Origin of the sequence: Pseudomonas sp. 8O, from assembly GCF_902506495.1 — a bacterium.
Classification (GTDB): domain Bacteria; phylum Pseudomonadota; class Gammaproteobacteria; order Pseudomonadales; family Pseudomonadaceae; genus Aquipseudomonas; species Aquipseudomonas chaetocerotis.
The window spans coordinates 433579-449762 of record NZ_LR733265.1; the positions used below are offsets into that span (position 1 = coordinate 433579).

A 16184-nucleotide genomic window follows, 5' to 3' on the forward strand; every position below is an offset into this window, starting at 1 on the left:
CGCAGATTTCATCCGGGCACGGGGCTGAGCCGTCGAGTGCGTCAGTGGTCAAGAACCTGGCTGAAACGTAGCAGATAACCGTCCAGGTCCTGGATCATCAGCTGACGCACCCTGACCCAGCTGTCGCCAGTGCGGTAGTCCACCGTCTCCGGTGGCAGACGCAGCGGCACGTCATTGGCGAGCAACGCCTGATACAGCGGCTGCAGATCAGCCACGTCGATCTGCAGATTGATGCCGCGCCCCAGCGGGCGATCTAGCGGCATGACTGTCCAGGGATCGTCTGGCCGTGCATGTTGGTCGATCTGTTCCAGCATCAACGCAGCTTCACCCCGAGCGATGGCTGCAAAGCCATCCTCGGGGCGTTGGTACAGCAGGCTGAAACCCAGCACTTGCTGGTAGAACGCCAGGCTGTCCTGCAGATCACTGACCTGCAATTCAGGCGTAAGTGCCGGCAGGCGCGTGCGGCTCACGCCTGGTCCTGCGCCGCCTGCAAGGCTTCCAGTGCCGGTGCGGCATAGATGCCCACTTCCACCGCCAGTTCCATCACTCGCGGCAGGTCGCTGGCGTACACCAGTACCGCTTGCAACTGGTCATCCAGCGGTTCACTGAAGTCCAGCAGCACGTAGCCACCGGTTTCTGGCGACAGCGCAGAGAGCTGCACCTGAATGCGGTTGAGCGCCTTGAGCGGCTCGGTCTTGGCCAGTTGTTTGGGCTTGAGCACGAACTGTACCTGCGGGCCGAAGGATTCGGTGATGTGCTGGAACAGTTCTTCATAGCTGTCGGCCTGGAACAGCACGGTGTCCGGCAGGCTGCCGACCACCACCCACTCGCCCAGGGGGATGGGGAATTCGTCGTCGTAGTTGACGTCCGGGTTGGCGGCGAGGAAGGCGGCCGGATCGGTATAGGCCTGGGTGGCTTCATCGGCGATACGGGCGATCTCGTCCACGGGCAGGCAGCCGGAGCTTATCTTGGCGATCAGTTCTTCCAGCTGGGCTTTCATCGGGGCATTCCTGTTCAGGGGGCAAAGGCGCGCAGGATAACAGGTCGTTGAAAACGTAGGCGAGGCAGGCAAGACAAGGCGCAACGACCAACGGGAGTAACAGCCGCAGGCTGGCCCGAAGGGCGAGCGCCAGCGAGTCAAACGACCGAAAAGCGCAGTTTACATATTTGTAAATGAGCATTTTGACTGGGCTCGCACGCGAGGTCGTTTTTAACGCAGTATTGCCAACGTAGGTAGTTTTCAACGTCCTTTTAAGGCAAAGCGCGCTGCGCTAGAAGTAAGCCAGCAGGCGGCCGAGGCTCATCACCAGCAGCCAGATCAGCAGCGACAGTGCCGCCTGCATTCGACCGAACAGCGGTGCATGCGCATCCCAGTCGCTCAGCCGGGCGCTCCAAAGGTGGCGAAACAACAGGGCGTTGCCGATGCCCAGGGCGATCAGCAGCAGCTTGAGCTGCAGCAGACGGTCAACTGCCAGTGGCCCGGCGTCGGCGGCGAACAGGCAGATGCCGCTGCCCAGCAGGAGCAACAGGCCGGCCACCGCCAGTGGCGTCAACGTGCGCGACACCGCTGCCAGCGGGAAACTGCGGCCGGCGCCAAGCAGGCGCGCATCGAGCAGCAGCATGGGCCCAAGCAGCAACACCAGGCCAAGCAGATGCAGCAGGTTGAGCGCCGGGTAGAGCAGTGCCGAGCTGCGCATCTGCTCGCCCAGGGCCGTGGCTTCGAGCCAGGCGGCCCAGGCGATCAGGCTGTCCATCTAGCGCAGTTCGATGGTGCGACCGTCGACGATGATGCGTTCGGCGCGGATCTCCGCAGTGCCGTCCTTGCGTGGGTAGCCGACTATGGTCACGGTCTTGCCCGCCGTCAGGTCGGCTTCCGGCAGGCCGCGTGCCTGCAGACGGCTGATCGGGGCGAGGATCACCTGCCAGGTGCGCCCGTCGTGCTCGATGCTCACATCGGCGTGCGGGTTGCGGTAGTTGACGGTCTGTAGCGGCACTTCCAGGGTCAGGAGCTGATCGGCGTCGTAGGAACTCCAGCCATGGTGGGCCTGGGCAATGGCGCCAGCCAGCAGCAGGCCAAGTGTGGTGGTGAGAAGCAGCAGTTTCTTCAGCATGGCGATCACCCGGTGGATTGATTGAACACCGGGTAAACCTAGACCCTGTAACCGATGCTGCGACGCACGGGCAGCATTTGGAAACAGAATGGGGCGCGCAGCTGCCTCAGCCGTAGCGCTTCTTCGCTTCGATGGCCAGGCCACTGCCGATGCTGCCGAAGGTATTGCCTTCCACGCTGCGTGCATTGGGTAGCATGGCTGCCACGCTCTGGCGCAGTGCCGGCACGCCGCTGGAGCCGCCGGTGAAGAACAGTGTGTCCACTTGATCGGCGCTCACTCCGGCATCGGCGAGCAATTGCGTGAGGCTGGCGCGGATGCGTTCGAGCAGCGGCTCGATGGCGTTCTCGAACAGCGGGCGAGTCAGCTCGGCGACCAGGCCCGGCTCCACGCGTGACAGGTCGATGGGGTGCGCGTCCTGCTCGCTAAGGGCGATCTTGCTCTCTTCCACCTGCATCGCCAGCCAGTGCCCGGCACGCTGTTCGATCAGACCGAACAGGCGGTCGATGCCGGTGGCGTCGACGATGTCGTAGCGCATGTTCTGCAGGGCCAGCTGGGTCTTCTGCGCGTACAGCGCGTTGATGGTGTGCCAGGTCGCCAGGTTGAGGTGATAGCTGGTGGGCATGAACGCGTCGCTCTTCATCCGGCTGCCGTAGCCGAACAGTGGCATCACGCCGGCCAGCGATAGCTGCTTGTCGAAGTCGGTCCCACCGATGTGCACGCCGCCAGTGGCGAGGATGTCTTCCTGGCGCTCGGCCAGGTGGTGGCGCTCGGGTGCCAAGCGCACCAGGGAGAAGTCCGAGGTACCGCCGCCGATGTCGACGATCAGCACCAACTCCTCGCGATCCAGGTTCGACTCGTAGTCGAAGGCCGCGGCGATGGGCTCGTACTGGAACGACACGTCCTTGAAGCCGAGCTTGTGCGCCACGGCCACCAGGGTGTTCTGCGCTTCCTGATCGGCAGCCGGGTCGTCATCGACGAAGAACACCGGGCGACCCAGCACCACTTCCTCGAAGGCACGCTCAGCCTGGGCTTCGGCACGCTTCTTCAGCTCGCCGATGAAGAAGCCGAGCAGGTCCTTGAACGGCAGGGCGCTGCCCAACACGGTGGTTTCGCTCTTCAGCAGCTTGGAGCCCAGCAGGCTTTTCAGCGAGCGCATCAGACGCCCTTCATAGCCTTCCAGATACTCGTGCAGGGCCAGGCGGCCATAGACCGGGCGGCGCTCCTCGATGTTGAAGAAGATCACCGAGGGTAGGGTGATCTTGCCGTCTTCCAGTGCCAGCAAACTGTCCTGGCCGGGGCGTAGCCAGCCGACGGTGGAGTTGGAGGTGCCGAAGTCGATGCCGCAGGCGCGGGCGGGCGTGGAAAAGGACATGGAACGCAGGACCAGAGTGATTGCCAGGAAAGTGTTCTGCGTCGCCGGACGACGCCCCAGCGTGCTGCCTGGGGCGGCAGGTCACGAAACGGCCGCGCATTCTATGTCAGTGCGTGGGGTTGTCAAATGTGTGGAGCGCCGGTGGCGGTTGTTCGCTCGCTATGCGCGGCATGCGCGCGGCCCAGCGCCTTTGTCAGGACGCTGGTGTGGCGCGAGGATCGCGTCAATCGCACTGGGCTGGCGCCGGGCGTTCAGCCAGCGGTTGTCAGCGCATTTTGAAGTATTCACGGTGAAACCGTGTTTCGGGCAGGCCGCAGGCCGCCCAGTCCTGCAACAGCCGGTCGCCCAGACTGAATGGGCCGCAGAACCACAGGCTGGTGTCATGGAGGCCGCCAGTCGTCGCGCGGATTTTCTCCAGATCGAGATTGCCATCGCGCGATTGATGGATCAGGTGCAGGTGCACGCCTGCGCGCTGGCACAGGTCCGCTACACGCCTGTTCAGGGGCGATTGTTCGGGTGTACAGAAGAAGAAATGCAGGTCGCTGTCTGACCTTTGTACCGCCGGGTTGGCTGCCAGATGCTCCAGTCGGGAAATAAATGGCGCCACGCCCACGCCACCGCCGACCCACACCTGGGCGCTGTCGCTGTCGGCGAAGGTAAAGCGTCCATAGGGTCCTTCGAGCTGCATGCGACTGCCGACTGCCAGTGACTGCATCAGTCGCAAGGTATCGTCACCCAGCACCTTGACGCAAAAACTGATGGTCCTCAGGTCGGTGTCGGAGGATGCGATGCTGAACGGGTGCGGGTCTTGGTTGTTGGCAAAGCGCACGAAGGCAAACTGACCGGGTTTGAATGTCAGGCGGTCATCATCCATGCGGCATTGGATTTCCATGACGCCGTCGGCGTGGCGCACGATGTTCTGCACGCTGCCTGTGTAGTGTTTCCCGCGTTGGTCCAGACCGAACAGGATGGCCAGTCCGGCCAGGCAGCCAACCAGCGCTGCGAGCACAACCCAGATCCCGCTCAGCGTTGGCCAGAGGGCATCCGGCAGCAGGACGATGGCATGGAAAGTGGCGGCAATGAATACCAGTGGAAAGGCTTTGTGCAGCCGCCGAAACCAGTGGTACGGGATGTATTTGATCAGTGCCAGCAGCACCAGCGTGATGGCGATGTAACCCAGCCACTCACCGATGTCCTTGGCCGGGTCGCGCAAGAACTCGAAGACGCGTTCCGGGGCATTGTCGGACTTCGCCGGTCGGGTCAGCCAGCCAGCCTTGGCCATCGATTTCGGGACGATCTCCATCATCCAGTGCACGAATACCAGGACGCCAGCAGTGATGCCCAGCCATTTGTGCAGTCGATAGCTCTGGTCGAGGCCTCCGAGCAAGTCTTCCAGCCACATCGGGCGTGTGGCCAGCAGCGTGATCAAGGCCATCAATGAGTAGGCGACGATACCGCTGAGGATGATGCTGTTGCCTCGCAGTGTCCAGAAGTCGCTTCCTGGCCCTCCCTGCGGCAGCATGCTTACCAGCCAGATGGCAACAGGCAGGATCAGAGCCAGCCAGAACCAGCGCTTCATGGCATTTACCTTTAGGACGTGAGAAGAATTGCGCGCGTCGGCCCGTCATGGGAAGCCGATTCTTGTCACGAAAACTACAGCGATATCCTTCCGCGCTCTTTGAGTTGGATCAATCCCTTGTGCACTGGGCTGGCTGGAAGGACATTGCGCAGCCGCCATGAGGTGCCTCGCCTGCGTATCAGAGCGGTCTTTTCGACGGTGTCAGGCGCTGCATCGAGCGCTCATGATCCTTTGGCGTCTTGCTGGCGGCGTTGCCATTGGCTCCATTCGAAGCCCAGCACCACCAAGAGCGACAGGCCAAACGGCAGCAGCAGGTAGAACATGCGGAACACGATCAGCGCGGCGAGCACGTCAGCCGCAGGCAGCTCGGGCATGGCGGCGAGGAAGGTCACTTCCAGCACGCCCAGTCCACCCGGCGCATGAGATAGCAGCGCCAACGAGAAAGAGGCGAGGAATACACCGAGCACCACCAGGTAGCCGGGGTGGTTGTCGGCTGGCAGGGCGAAGTAGATGATTGCCGCCGCACAGAGCAACTCCAGCGGGCCGGCCAGCAACTGTCGACCGACGATGGGCAGGCGCGGATATTCCACGTGCAGCTTGCCCAGGGTCCAGGGTTTGAACTGGCGCCAGGAACCCAGAACGTAGAGACCGACCAGGCTCAGCAGCACGCTGCCAATGACCACCGAGACCAGCGGCGTGATGTTGGCGACCCGGTGGATCAGGTCGGGCTGCGCGATCAGCACGCAGCCGCTGGCCAGCAGGGCGCCCAGAGCGAAGGTGAAGGAGCAGAAGACGATGAGGATGCCGATTTCCTGTGGCGTCAGGCCCTTGCTGCGGTAGGCGCGATAGCGCACCACCGCGCCGGAGAACACCGAGGCACCGATGTTGTGAGCCAGGGCGTAGGTGGTGAAGGAGCACAGGGTGATGAAACGCCAGGGAATCTGCTTGCCGAGATGGGCAACGGCGATGCGGTCGTACCAGGCCAGGGCCCAGTAAGCGCCCAGAGTGGCGCCGGCAGCCAGCAGCCAGTTCAGATGGCTGATCGCGCGCAGACTATCGGCGATCTCGTCGAGGGAGATGGTGCGCAACTCGCGGTAAAGCAGGAAACAGGACGCCACGACGGCGACCAGACCGATCAGCGTCCAGATCAGGTCGCTGCGTTTCAGCTTGGGTTTGGCTTCGACAACGGACACTGCAACTCCTCGCTCTACAGGCCCGGTAGGCGATCTTGCCGGTCAGGGAGCCTGTCGAGGCTAATGTTCACGACCTTGTAGGTCGGCTCGCGACGGCCGCAGACTGATGCTGCTCTTCGCGGCGCGCTGCGCAGTATCAGCGAGGCACTGCTTTCGCTCAACAGGCAAGCACGTATCCGATTCATACCCAGGCCAGTGTGATGGCTGCCAGCGCGGCGTAGCGACCGGCTTTGGCCAGGGTGACGATGACAACGAATATCCACAGGCGCTCACGCATCACTCCCGCGACCAGGGTCAGTGGATCGCCGATCACCGGCATCCAGCTCAGCAGCAGCGACCAGCGCCCATAGCGCGCGTACCAGCCCTGTGCCTGCTGTAGCCGAGCCGGGCTGACCGGGAACCAGCGGCGCTCGCGATAGTGCTCGATGGAACGACCCAGTAGCCAGTTGATCCAGGAGCCCAGCACATTGCCCAGGGTCGCCACCAGCAGCAAGGCCCAGAGTGGATGCTGGCCTGCCAGCAGGAGGGCGACCAGCACCGCTTCGGACTGCAGCGGTAGTAGCGTCGATGCGCCGAAGGCAGAGATAAACAATGCCGGATAGGCGGACAGACTCAGCATGGCAGGAGCACGCCGGCCGTTGGGCCGGCGGGGGTCAGGACTGCGATTCCTGGCCGCTGTTGGCCATGATCTCTTCCAGGCTCAGGCCGGTCAGGCCGTGAATGGTCTTCCACAGGTAGTAGAAGATGGCCATCAGCATGATCATCGAGGGAATGGCGATCATCGGGTAGCTGAGCAGGGTCATGCGCCCCAGTTCGTCATTGAACGCCTCGGTGCCGGCCGGACTGACCACGATCCACTTGGCCAGCACATAGTTCATGAACGAGGAAAAGAAGAAGGTGCCGCTGAGCCAGTAGGTCGCGCGCATCAGGCGCGTCTCGAAGTGCTCGACGTGGCCGCCTTGCTCCAGGCGATCATGGATCTTGTCGATGTTGAGCACCGTCTTGTTGAACAGCAGGGTGCGAATCAGCGGGTAGCGGGTGCGTGTCGAAACCAGCACGGCAACGCCGATCAGGCCGGGAATCAGTGCTTCCTTGACTGCCAGCCACTGGGTGTCGAGCTTGAGCAGGCCGATGCCACCGGTCAGCGCGACGCTGATCAGGCCAAGCAGGGCGATGAAGTTGAATTTGCGGTATCGGATCAGCTCGAACGCGCCCCAGCCCAGTGGGAACGCCAGGGCCAGGATCAGCGCGCCATCAGCGCCGAGGCGGTGCTCGCCACTGAGCTTCATCAGGATGAACGAGGGGATCAGGATGCTGATGGCCAGGTCGATCAGCGGGCGGGGCTTGTGCGTCGGGGTACGGCTGTCAGTAGTGGCGGTCATGGTAGCTGGAGTCTGCGTAGGAACGCCGATGATCGCCTGCCCGGCTCGCCAGGGCTAGTCCGACCGTCGGTTTTGAATGTGAAAAAGTATGAGTCGACAGCCATCTGACAGGAGAGAAGAGCTGGCTGGCGATGCTAAAGTGATGGCAGGGCCTGGGAGTCGAACATGCCAAGAATCATCCCTTTCATTTGCCTGTTGCTGACGGTTTTTTTCCTGACGCCTGTGCCGGCCTGGGCGCGGGACTGCATCGGTATGGTGCCGGCCGGCACCTCGGCGTTCTGGAGCGAGCTGGAGGCCGGTGCGAGGCGCACCGCTGACGATCTGCAATTGGAACTCTACACGCGCGGCCCGACCCAGGAAGGTAGCGTCGAGGTGCAGTTGCAACTGATAGATCGTGTGCTTGCACAGGGTTGCAAGGCACTGATCATCGCCCCGGCCGGCGATGCCATCGATACCCGGATCGCGGCCTTGCGTGCCGAAGGTATTCCCACCGTCTATGTCGACCGTGGCGTTGCGGGGGATGGCGCCTACGCGCTGGTGGCGACCGACAACTTCCTCGCAGGTCAGTTGGCCGGGCAACAACTCGCCGAGCGCCTCGGGCAGGGTGGCAGAGTCGGGTTATTGCGTTTACGTCCCGGGCTGCAATCGACCGAGGAGCGTGAGCGCGGCTTTCTGCTGGCGGCACAGGCGTCCGGGCTGCAGGTGGTGTTCGACACCTACCTGGGTGATGACCGCCAGCGCATCGTCGATGCCCTGAGCGAGCAGTTGCCCAGGCTCGACGGTCTGTTCAGCCCCAACGGCACCAGCACTCGAGCGACCCTCGCGGCTCTGCGCCAACTGGGTAAGGCCGGAGCGGTGGACTTCGTCGGCTTCGATGGAGGCGACCTGCTGTTCGATGCCGTGCGCGAAGGACATATTCACGCCCTGTTGCTTCAGCAGCCGCAGGCCATGGGCGATCATGCGGTGCGCCTGGTGCATCGGGCCCTGAGTGGCGAACGCGCCATTTCACGCCTGCAACTGTTGCTCGAACCACGGGTACTGACCGCCAGGGAGTTGGCCGATATGACCGCGCCGCAACAGCCTTGGTGATGGGCAAAGCGTGGGTTTATGATCCTTGTCCTGGCCGCCCTGAATTCGCTGTAGGGCGCGCTCTAGACGGTGGCGTGCAATGAATCTGAAGTACCTGCTCGCAGTTATGTTGTTCTGCAGCTTCTGCGTCCACGTGACGGCTGCCGAGTTGCGGCTGTATACCGAAGACTATCGACCCTTCAGCTATCTCGAGAATGGCGAGCCGAGTGGCATGGCTGTGGCGGTGGTCGAAGAATTGATCCGCCGTACCGGCGAGCGGGCGCGCATCGAACTGGTGCCCTGGACGCGCGGCTATCATCAGGTTCGTCATCAGGCCGACACGGCATTGTTCTCCACCGTGCGCACGGCGCAGCGCGAAGCTGAATTTCAGTGGGTCGGGCCGATCGCGCGAGGCTATACGCGTTTCTACACGCACAAGGATGCCGGGCTGCGAGTCACCAGCCTGGACGACGTGCGCCAGCTCGGCACCCTTGCGGTGCCCAAGCAGTGGTACAGCTACGAACTGCTGCGTGAGCAGGAGCTGGATAACCTGTATGGCGTGCCGACGCCTCAGGACATGCTGCGCATGTTTCGCCATGGTCGGGTCAAGCTGCTGCTGGCCAACACCCTGACCCTCGACGGCATGCTTGCCGAACAAGGCATGAATGCCGGGCAGTTGCAGGCGCAGTTCGACCTGATGACCAATGACTCCTATATCGCCTTTTCCCTGCAGACGGATGCCGAACGTGTCGCGCGATGGCAGCAGGCGCTGCAGCAGATGCGCCAGGACGGCAGCCTGGAGCGGATCTATCGACACTGGTTACCGACGGCCGATGAGCGGACGTTGGTCGATTTGTTGCGCCTCGAGTGAAGCGGCTGCATGGCGCTCCACGGCTTGCTAGGCTGCAAGCGGGAGAAGCGGGATGATGATGGGCAAGTGCGCGTATCGATGCTTGTGTGTCTTGCTGGTGGCGTTATGCGTGCCGGCGCAGGCCCAGTTGCGTCTGCTCACCGAGGATGCGCCGCCGATGAGCTTCATGCGCGAGGGCGAGCCCAGCGGCTTCTCCGTCGAGGTGGTCAGAGCGTTGCTGGCGCGCACCGGCGACAGCGGTCAGATCGAATTGATGCCCTGGACGCGAGCATTGCATCTGGCTCAACAGGAGGAAGATGTCGCGCTATTTTCCACCGTGCGCACAACCGAGCGCGAGAACAGGTTCCAGTGGGTCGGGCCCATCGTGGTCGGCACCACCAGCTTCTACTCGCTCAAGTCCCGTGAGCTCGTCATCGATACGTTGGAGCAGGCCGCGGCCAGCGGGCCACTGGCGCTGCCCAAACAGTGGTACACCTTCGAGACCCTCAGTGCGAGGGGCTTTACCAACCTCTATGGCGTGCCCGGTTCGAAGCAGATGGTGACCATGCTCAAGCATGGCAGGGTCAACCTGATCGCTACCGAAGACCTGACCCTGGCTGGTGAGCTGGCCGCTGTCGACCTCAAACCGCAGGACGTCAAGGCGCATGTTCCGTTCATGCGCTCGGCCTACTACATCGCCTTCTCCCCGCAGACGTCGGTGGTGCGCGTGGTGCGCTGGCAGCGCGCGTTACGGCAGATGCATGAGGACGGCAGTCTCGAGGCGATCCTCAGGCGCTGGCTGCCGCATGCGCCGATGCCGCCCATCGCTCCGTAGCGCCCCTCGTGGCGACTGGTTAATCTGAGCGCTGAAATCCATCGAGTCCGATCATGTCGCGTCGTCATCTCACTCTCGATCTGCGCAGTCGCGCTGGCTTGTTCGCCCATCTTGGCGCGATGGAACGGGCCGGTGTGCCCATCGATCGAGCGCTGGCCAGCCTGGATCTCGGTGCGCGCCACACAGCCGCCGTGACGCGCTTGCGGCAGATGATCGGCGGTGGACGGGACATGGCGAGTTCCGGCCAGTTGAGTGGCGTGTTCACGCCACTGGAAAGTGGTCTGGTGCGCGCCGCGCAGGACGCCGGCGCACTGGCGCATATCTACGAGCAACTGGCGCAGCGCTACGACGAACAGGCGCGCCACGCGGCAGAATTGACGTCACGGCTGCTGCTGCCGGCCGGTGTGTTGTTACTGGCACTAGCGGTCAAGCCCTTGCCCGCTTTGGTCGCGGGAAGCCTGAGCGGTGCAGGTTACCTGGCGGCCGTGTTGCTGCCGGTGTTCTGGCTGTCAGCACTGCTGTTCGGCGCGCGCGCGTTGTGGCGTCGCTGGCAGCAGCGGCGAAGCGATCAGCCGGGCCCGCTAGACGATCTGCTCCTGGCGCTGCCGGTGCTGGGCAGCCTGCAGCGGCGTGCGGATATCCGTAACTTCTGCGACAGCCTCGGGCTGTTGCTGGAGGCAGGCATGCCGGTGCTCGATGCCTTGCCGCGTGCCTGCAATGCGGTCAGCAACGCACGGCTGCGGCGGGATTTCGCCAATCTGGCGCCACGCGTAGCCGCAGGGCAGTCGCTGGTGCGTGCCTTCGACGGGCTGAGTTTTCATGGCAAAGCCATGCTCACCGGCGTGCTCAATACTGGTGAAGCGACCGGCCGACCGGGCGAGGCGCTGCTGCGTTTCGCCCGCCTGCAGGCGCAGCAGCTGGCTGCGAGCCAACAGGCGCTGGCGAGCTGGGCACCACGCTTGTTCTATCTGGCGGTCGCCGTGTGGATGGCGTACGGCCTGCTGACTGGTGGCGGATTCTTCCCGGCCCTGCCCGCGGAGCTGGCTGGCCGATAATTTGCTGGTTATCGACCACGGCGGTCCGTTTGAAAGCTGGCAGCAAGTGCCTTGCGCTAGCATTCGTCACGTCTACGCCATGACTAAAAAGAGAAAAAAGCGATTCAACCGACTTTGGAATACGCCCCATGCCCATCTTGCAACGTGCATCCCACCATGAGCTACGCAGCGCCTTTCGTGCTCTGCTGGCCTCCGACCGCTGCTATCACACGGCTTCGGTCTTCGATCCCATGTCCGCCCGCATCGCCGCTGATCTCGACTTCGAGGTCGGCATCCTCGGCGGTTCCGTCGCCTCCCTGCAGGTGCTCGGCGCGCCGGACTTCGCCCTGATCACTCTGAGTGAATTCGTCGAGCAGGCCGCGCGCATCGGCCGCGTCTCGCGTTTGCCGGTGATCGCCGACGCCGACCACGGCTACGGCAATGCGCTCAATGTGATGCGCACCGTGGTCGAGCTGGAACGCGCCGGCGTTGCCGCGCTGACCATCGAAGACACCCTGCTGCCGGCTCAGTTCGGCCGCAAGTCCACCGACCTGATTTCCATCGAGGAAGGCGTCGGCAAGATCCTCGCCGCGCTGGAGGCGCGTGTCGATCCGGAGCTCTCGATCATCGCCCGTACTCATGCGGGCGTACTGGAGGTGGACGAAGTGATCCGCCGCACTCGCGCCTACGAGGCGGCCGGCGCCGACGCTATCTGCCTGGTCGGGGTCAGGGATTTCGCCCATCTGGAGCAGATCGCCGCAGGCCTCAAGGTGCCGCTGATGCTGGTCACCTACGGCAACCCCGAACTGCGCGACAACCAACGCCTGGCGCGCCTGGGCGTGCGCATCGTGGTCAATGGCCATGCTGCCTACTTCGCTGCGATCAAGGCCACCTACGACTGCCTGCGCGAACAGCGCGGTGCGCAGCCGTGCGACCTCAACGCCACCGAGCTGACCCACAAGTACACCATGCCCGAGGATTACATCGTCTGGGCCAAGGAGTTCATGGAAGTGCGCGAGTAAGAGCCTGTTCACGATCTGCTGCGCGTCGACCCTACGGCGTTAAAAACAGGCTCGGACTGCTCATTTACAGCTCGTAAACTCCGCGTCCTCGCCTGTTTTTGCCTTGTAGGCTTCTAGCTCGCAATATCGTGAACAGGCTCCTAGCAAGAACAGCACTTGCACTTCGCATTCCTCGGGCGCATATCTGTCCGGTGGGTGCGAGGAGGTGCAGCATGGCCAGTGGTTGGGCGAACGACGACGCGGTACAGGAGCAGATCGACAGCAGCATCGAGGATGCCGTTGCGCGAGCTCGCAGCCAACTGCCGAAGGGCGAGAGCCTGCGTCATTGCGAGGAATGCGATGCTGTCATTCCCGAGGCCCGTCGCCAGGCCATTCCCGGCGTGCGCCTGTGCGTCAATTGCCAGGCCGAGCACGACCGGGAGAATGCCGCCTACAGCGGCTACAACCGACGCGGTAGCAAGGACAGCCAGTTGCGCTGATCAGGGCATGATGCTGTAGCCGCGCCCGCTCATGCAGGCCGAGTAGGCTTGCTGGGCATCCTCGCTGCTGCGCTCGTTGCGACGATCTTCACGGCGATCCTGGCGCTGCCTGGAACCACCCACTGCCATGCCCACCGCGGCCGCGTCTTTGGCCTGATTCTGCCGGTACTCCTGCTTGATGTCGTCATCCACGCGGTCGTAAGCGTCGTCGTGGTTTCGGCCACGCACCTCGGCGGCCGCCGCACCTGCAGCAGCGCCCACGGCGGCGCCACGCAAGCGTTCACCTCCGCGTGAGTCATCGCTACTGCTGCTCTGGCCGGTGAAACCGGTTTGCGACTGACAGGTGGCGATATCGGCCTGGATCTGCTCGGGGCTCTGGCCCTGAAGCGGTGTCAGGGTTTCGGCAAAGGCGACAGGCACGACCATAAGCAGTAGCCCACCGAGCAGGTGGGAATGTAGCGACGAGAGAGTCATGGCGGTGGTCTCCAGAAGGAACCGTGACCCTTCAGTCTAGTCGCTGGCTACTCAGGCATGAGCCCACGGAAGGCGTCAGAACAGAAAATAGCGTTGCGCCATCGGCAGCACCTCGGCCGGCTCGCACCAGAGCAGTTGGCCGTCGGCCTTGACCTGGTAGTTCTGCGGATCGACCTCGATATTCGGCAAGTAGCCGTTGTGGATCAGGTCGGTCTTCTGCACCTCGCGGCAGCCTTTGACCACACCGATTTTCTTCTTCAGACCCAGCTGCTCGGGCACGCCGGCATCGAACGCCGCCTGGCTGATGAAGGTGATGCTGGTGGCATGGCGGCTGCCACCATAGCTGGCGAACATCGGTCGGTAGTGCACCGGTTGCGGCGTGGGGATCGAGGCGTTGGCGTCGCCCATCAGGCTGGCGGCGATGGCGCCGCCCTTGAGGATCAGCGTCGGTTTGACGCCGAAGAAGGCCGGACGCCAGAGCACCAGGTCGGCCCACTTGCCCACTTCGATGGAACCCACTTCGTGGCTGATGCCGTGGGTGATCGCCGGGTTGATGGTGTATTTGGCGATATAGCGTTTGGCGCGAAAGTTGTCGTTGCCCGGTACGTCCTCGGGCAGTGGGCCGCGCTGCTGCTTCATTTTGTCGGCGGTCTGCCAGGTACGGGTGATCACCTCACCAACACGGCCCATGGCCTGGCTGTCGGAGCTGATCATGGAAAACGCACCGAGGTCGTGGAGGATGTCCTCGGCGGCGATGGTCTCGCGGCGGATGCGGCTCTCGGCGAAAGCCACGTCCTCGGCGATGCTCGGGTCGAGGTGGTGGCAGACCATCAGCATGTCCAGGTGTTCGTCGATGGTGTTGCGGGTGAAGGGCCGGGTCGGGTTGGTCGAGGACGGCAATACATTGGGAAAGCCGCAGGCCTTGATGATGTCTGGCGCATGGCCGCCGCCGGCACCCTCGGTGTGGTAGGTGTGGATGGTGCGGCCCTTGAACGCACCGAGGGTGGTTTCGACAAAGCCGGACTCGTTCAGGGTGTCGGTGTGGATCGCGACCTGCACGTCGTACTGATCAGCGACCGACAGGCAGTTGTCGATGGCCGCCGGGGTGGTGCCCCAGTCCTCATGCAGCTTGAGGCCGATGGCACCGGCTTTCACCTGCTCGATCAACGGCTCCGGCAGTGAGGCGTTGCCCTTGCCGGTGAAGCCCAGGTTCATCGGGAAGGCATCGGCGGCCTGGAGCATGCGCGCCATGTGCCACGGCCCGGAGGTGCAGGTGGTGGCGTTGGTGCCGGTGGCCGGCCCGGTGCCGCCACCGATCATGGTGGTGACGCCACTCATCAGCGCCTCTTCGATCTGCTGCGGGCAGATGAAGTGGATGTGGGTGTCGATGCCGCCGGCGGTGAGGATCATGCCTTCACCAGCGATCACCTCGGTGCCGGCGCCAATCGCAATCGTGACATCGGGCTGGATATCCGGGTTGCCGGCCTTGCCGATGGCGGCGATGCGGCCGTCCTTGAGGCCGACGTCGGCCTTGACAATGCCCCAGTGGTCGATGATCAGCGCGTTGGTGATCAGGGTGTCGACCACATCGGCCGCGCACAGCTGGCCCTGACCCATACCGTCGCGGATCACCTTGCCGCCGCCGAATTTCACTTCTTCGCCGTAGGTGGTGAAGTCCTTTTCCACTTCGATCCACAGGTCGGTATCGGCCAGGCGCACCTTGTCGCCGACGGTGGGGCCGAACATGTCGGCGTAGGCTTGGCGGGAAATCTTCATCGGCACTTCCTGTATTCGTTTGATCGTGCCCACGCTCTGCGTGGGCATGCAGTTGGCGACGCTCTGCGTCGCAGGGACGCGGAGCGTCCCGCTAAGGGTTCCACGCCGAGCGTGGGAACCATCAAAATGGCGGTATTCCCACGCCGAGCGTGGGAACGATCATCTGTGTCTCAAAGATCGCCCATGACCCGTCCGGCGAATCCGAACACCCGGCGCGCGCCGGCCAGATCGACCAGCTCCACCTCGCGGCTCTGCCCCGGCTCGAAACGCACCGCAGTACCGGCCGGGATGTTCAGGCGCATGCCGCGCGCGGCCGCGCGGTCGAACAGCAGGGCATCGTTGGTCTCGAAGAAGTGGTAGTGCGAGCCGACCTGGATGGGCCGGTCGCCGCTGTTGGCCACGGAAAGGGTCAGGGTGCGGCGACCGGCATTGAGCTCGATCTCGCCGTCGGCAATCTGGTATTCGCCGGGAATCATCAGTCAGGCCTCGCAAGCGTCTTGTAGTAGATGGCATTGGCCCGGTAGGTGCCGTCCGGGCCGCAGGCGTAATCGGGTAGGCCACCAATGCTGACGTAGCCCAGGTTTCGATAGAGGTGCTCCGCGTCGCTGCCGGCCTCGGTGTCGAGATAGAGCAGGCCGCGTTTGCGGGCAGCTGCTTCCTGTTGGACAGCTAGCATCAACAGGCGAGCAACGCCACGACGGCGCGCCGTGCTGAGCACCAGCAGTTTCTGTACTTCCGCGCGGTTCAGCCCATTGGGCTTCTGACACAGGCTCAGTTGCACGCTGCCCAGAACGCGGCCTTGTTCATGGGCCACCCAGAGCAGCAGTGAACCGTCCGTCATGGCCGCATGCACCTGGGCGAAATATTCAGCGGCTTCTCGTTCGTCGAGGTCGGCGAGAAAGCCTATCGATGCGCCATGGCTGACGGCATCGAGCAGCAGGACGATCAAACCTTCGCGGTAGTTGGCGAAGCTGGTGCTGTCGAGTCGCTGCAGCGTCACGTCCACGGT

The 16184-nt window shown here is 63.4% G+C and carries 19 protein-coding genes; 6 read left to right on the forward strand and 13 right to left on the reverse strand.

Translation table 11 applies throughout. The features are described from left to right. Positions 1 to 41 precede the first annotated feature (41 nt). The 9 genes from GV002_RS15535 to GV002_RS15575 all read right to left on the reverse strand — a co-directional run bounded on the left by GV002_RS15535 (position 42) and on the right by GV002_RS15575 (position 7637). Positions 42 to 470, reverse strand: coding sequence for a bleomycin resistance protein (locus tag GV002_RS15535; protein WP_218580345.1), 429 nt, complete (start codon positions 468 to 470; stop codon positions 42 to 44). Further along, positions 467 to 1000 (reverse strand): hypothetical protein, encoded by a 534-nt coding sequence (locus GV002_RS15540; RefSeq protein ID WP_160019265.1) that lies wholly within the window; start codon positions 998 to 1000, stop codon positions 467 to 469. Before GV002_RS15540 ends, GV002_RS15535 begins: the two co-directional genes overlap by 4 nt. A 271-nt stretch (positions 1001 to 1271) precedes the next feature. After that, positions 1272 to 1754 (reverse strand): hypothetical protein, encoded by a 483-nt coding sequence (locus GV002_RS15545; protein ID WP_160019266.1) that lies wholly within the window; start codon positions 1752 to 1754, stop codon positions 1272 to 1274. Beyond that, the gene (locus tag GV002_RS15550) at positions 1755 to 2111 is read right to left on the reverse strand and encodes a DUF6152 family protein (protein ID WP_059390757.1); all 357 of its coding nucleotides are present in this window, start codon (positions 2109 to 2111) and stop codon (positions 1755 to 1757) included. A 106-nt stretch (positions 2112 to 2217) separates the two neighbouring features. Beyond that, positions 2218 to 3483 (reverse strand): Hsp70 family protein, encoded by a 1266-nt coding sequence (locus GV002_RS15555; RefSeq protein ID WP_160019267.1) that lies wholly within the window; start codon positions 3481 to 3483, stop codon positions 2218 to 2220. Between the two features lie 265 nt (positions 3484 to 3748). Next, complete coding sequence (locus GV002_RS15560) at positions 3749 to 5062, reverse strand: ferric reductase-like transmembrane domain-containing protein (RefSeq protein ID WP_160019268.1); 1314 nt, start codon at positions 5060 to 5062, stop codon at positions 3749 to 3751. A gap of 221 nt (positions 5063 to 5283) precedes the next feature. Continuing rightward, positions 5284 to 6255: a lysylphosphatidylglycerol synthase transmembrane domain-containing protein gene (locus tag GV002_RS15565; protein ID WP_160019269.1), complete on the reverse strand. Its 972-nt coding sequence runs from the start codon at positions 6253 to 6255 to the stop codon at positions 5284 to 5286. A gap of 181 nt (positions 6256 to 6436) precedes the next feature. Continuing rightward, positions 6437 to 6874 carry a YqaA family protein gene (locus GV002_RS15570; RefSeq protein WP_160019270.1) on the reverse strand — a complete coding sequence of 146 codons (438 nt, stop codon included), beginning with the start codon at positions 6872 to 6874 and terminating at the stop codon, positions 6437 to 6439. Positions 6875 to 6908: 34 nt separating this feature from the next. Continuing rightward, positions 6909 to 7637: a VC0807 family protein gene (locus GV002_RS15575; protein WP_160019271.1), complete on the reverse strand. Its 729-nt coding sequence runs from the start codon at positions 7635 to 7637 to the stop codon at positions 6909 to 6911. A 165-nt stretch (positions 7638 to 7802) separates the two neighbouring features. On the opposite strand from GV002_RS15575, the gene GV002_RS15580 reads away from it, so the two are divergent. The 6 genes from GV002_RS15580 to GV002_RS15605 all read left to right on the forward strand — a co-directional run bounded on the left by GV002_RS15580 (position 7803) and on the right by GV002_RS15605 (position 12925). After that, entirely contained in the window at positions 7803 to 8726 is a 924-nt protein-coding gene (locus GV002_RS15580; RefSeq protein WP_160019272.1) for a substrate-binding domain-containing protein, read from the forward strand. Positions 8727 to 8805: 79 nt separating this feature from the next. After that, positions 8806 to 9576, forward strand: coding sequence for a substrate-binding periplasmic protein (locus GV002_RS15585; RefSeq protein ID WP_160019273.1), 771 nt, complete (start codon positions 8806 to 8808; stop codon positions 9574 to 9576). A gap of 109 nt (positions 9577 to 9685) precedes the next feature. Continuing rightward, the gene (locus tag GV002_RS15590; RefSeq protein WP_256667103.1) at positions 9686 to 10390 is read left to right on the forward strand and encodes a substrate-binding periplasmic protein; all 705 of its coding nucleotides are present in this window, start codon (positions 9686 to 9688) and stop codon (positions 10388 to 10390) included. 53 nt (positions 10391 to 10443) lie between these two features. Continuing rightward, entirely contained in the window at positions 10444 to 11445 is a 1002-nt protein-coding gene (locus tag GV002_RS15595; protein WP_160019274.1) for a type II secretion system F family protein, read from the forward strand. A gap of 137 nt (positions 11446 to 11582) precedes the next feature. Next, the gene (locus tag GV002_RS15600; protein WP_160020176.1) at positions 11583 to 12446 is read left to right on the forward strand and encodes an isocitrate lyase/PEP mutase family protein; all 864 of its coding nucleotides are present in this window, start codon (positions 11583 to 11585) and stop codon (positions 12444 to 12446) included. A gap of 212 nt (positions 12447 to 12658) precedes the next feature. Then, positions 12659 to 12925: a DksA/TraR family C4-type zinc finger protein gene (locus tag GV002_RS15605; RefSeq protein ID WP_160019275.1), complete on the forward strand. Its 267-nt coding sequence runs from the start codon at positions 12659 to 12661 to the stop codon at positions 12923 to 12925. Here GV002_RS15605 and GV002_RS15610 read toward each other — a convergent pair whose 3' ends face one another. The 4 genes from GV002_RS15610 to GV002_RS15625 form a co-directional block, all read right to left on the reverse strand. Then, a complete protein-coding gene (locus GV002_RS15610; protein ID WP_372241836.1) occupies positions 12926 to 13399 on the reverse strand; it encodes a hypothetical protein in 474 nt (157 codons plus the stop codon). 75 nt (positions 13400 to 13474) lie between these two features. Further along, complete coding sequence (ureC, locus tag GV002_RS15615) at positions 13475 to 15175, reverse strand: urease subunit alpha (RefSeq protein WP_160019276.1); 1701 nt, start codon at positions 15173 to 15175, stop codon at positions 13475 to 13477. 170 nt (positions 15176 to 15345) lie between these two features. Continuing rightward, positions 15346 to 15651 carry an urease subunit beta gene (locus tag GV002_RS15620; protein ID WP_160019277.1) on the reverse strand — a complete coding sequence of 102 codons (306 nt, stop codon included), beginning with the start codon at positions 15649 to 15651 and terminating at the stop codon, positions 15346 to 15348. Further along, entirely contained in the window at positions 15651 to 16181 is a 531-nt protein-coding gene (locus GV002_RS15625; RefSeq protein ID WP_160019278.1) for a GNAT family N-acetyltransferase, read from the reverse strand. Before GV002_RS15625 ends, GV002_RS15620 begins: the two co-directional genes overlap by 1 nt. Between the last annotated feature and the right edge of the window lie 3 nt (positions 16182 to 16184).

Excerpts from the sequence above, each read along its gene's own strand:
- GV002_RS15540 (WP_160019265.1), bottom strand. The coding sequence starts at position 1,000 with ATGAAAGCCCAGCTGGAAGAACTGATCGCCAAGATAAGCTCCGGCTGC.
- GV002_RS15545 (WP_160019266.1), bottom strand. The coding sequence starts at position 1,754 with ATGGACAGCCTGATCGCCTGGGCCGCCTGGCTCGAAGCCACGGCCCTG.
- GV002_RS15550 (WP_059390757.1), bottom strand. The coding sequence starts at position 2,111 with ATGCTGAAGAAACTGCTGCTTCTCACCACCACACTTGGCCTGCTGCTG.
- GV002_RS15555 (WP_160019267.1), bottom strand. The coding sequence starts at position 3,483 with ATGTCCTTTTCCACGCCCGCCCGCGCCTGCGGCATCGACTTCGGCACC.
- GV002_RS15560 (WP_160019268.1), bottom strand. The coding sequence starts at position 5,062 with ATGAAGCGCTGGTTCTGGCTGGCTCTGATCCTGCCTGTTGCCATCTGG.
- GV002_RS15570 (WP_160019270.1), bottom strand. The coding sequence starts at position 6,874 with ATGCTGAGTCTGTCCGCCTATCCGGCATTGTTTATCTCTGCCTTCGGC.
- GV002_RS15575 (WP_160019271.1), bottom strand. The coding sequence starts at position 7,637 with ATGACCGCCACTACTGACAGCCGTACCCCGACGCACAAGCCCCGCCCG.
- GV002_RS15580 (WP_160019272.1), top strand. The coding sequence starts at position 7,803 with ATGCCAAGAATCATCCCTTTCATTTGCCTGTTGCTGACGGTTTTTTTC.
- GV002_RS15585 (WP_160019273.1), top strand. The coding sequence starts at position 8,806 with ATGAATCTGAAGTACCTGCTCGCAGTTATGTTGTTCTGCAGCTTCTGC.
- GV002_RS15595 (WP_160019274.1), top strand. The coding sequence starts at position 10,444 with ATGTCGCGTCGTCATCTCACTCTCGATCTGCGCAGTCGCGCTGGCTTG.
- GV002_RS15605 (WP_160019275.1), top strand. The coding sequence starts at position 12,659 with ATGGCCAGTGGTTGGGCGAACGACGACGCGGTACAGGAGCAGATCGAC.
- GV002_RS15610 (WP_372241836.1), bottom strand. The coding sequence starts at position 13,399 with ATGACTCTCTCGTCGCTACATTCCCACCTGCTCGGTGGGCTACTGCTT.
- ureC (WP_160019276.1), bottom strand. The coding sequence starts at position 15,175 with ATGAAGATTTCCCGCCAAGCCTACGCCGACATGTTCGGCCCCACCGTC.
- GV002_RS15620 (WP_160019277.1), bottom strand. The coding sequence starts at position 15,651 with ATGATTCCCGGCGAATACCAGATTGCCGACGGCGAGATCGAGCTCAAT.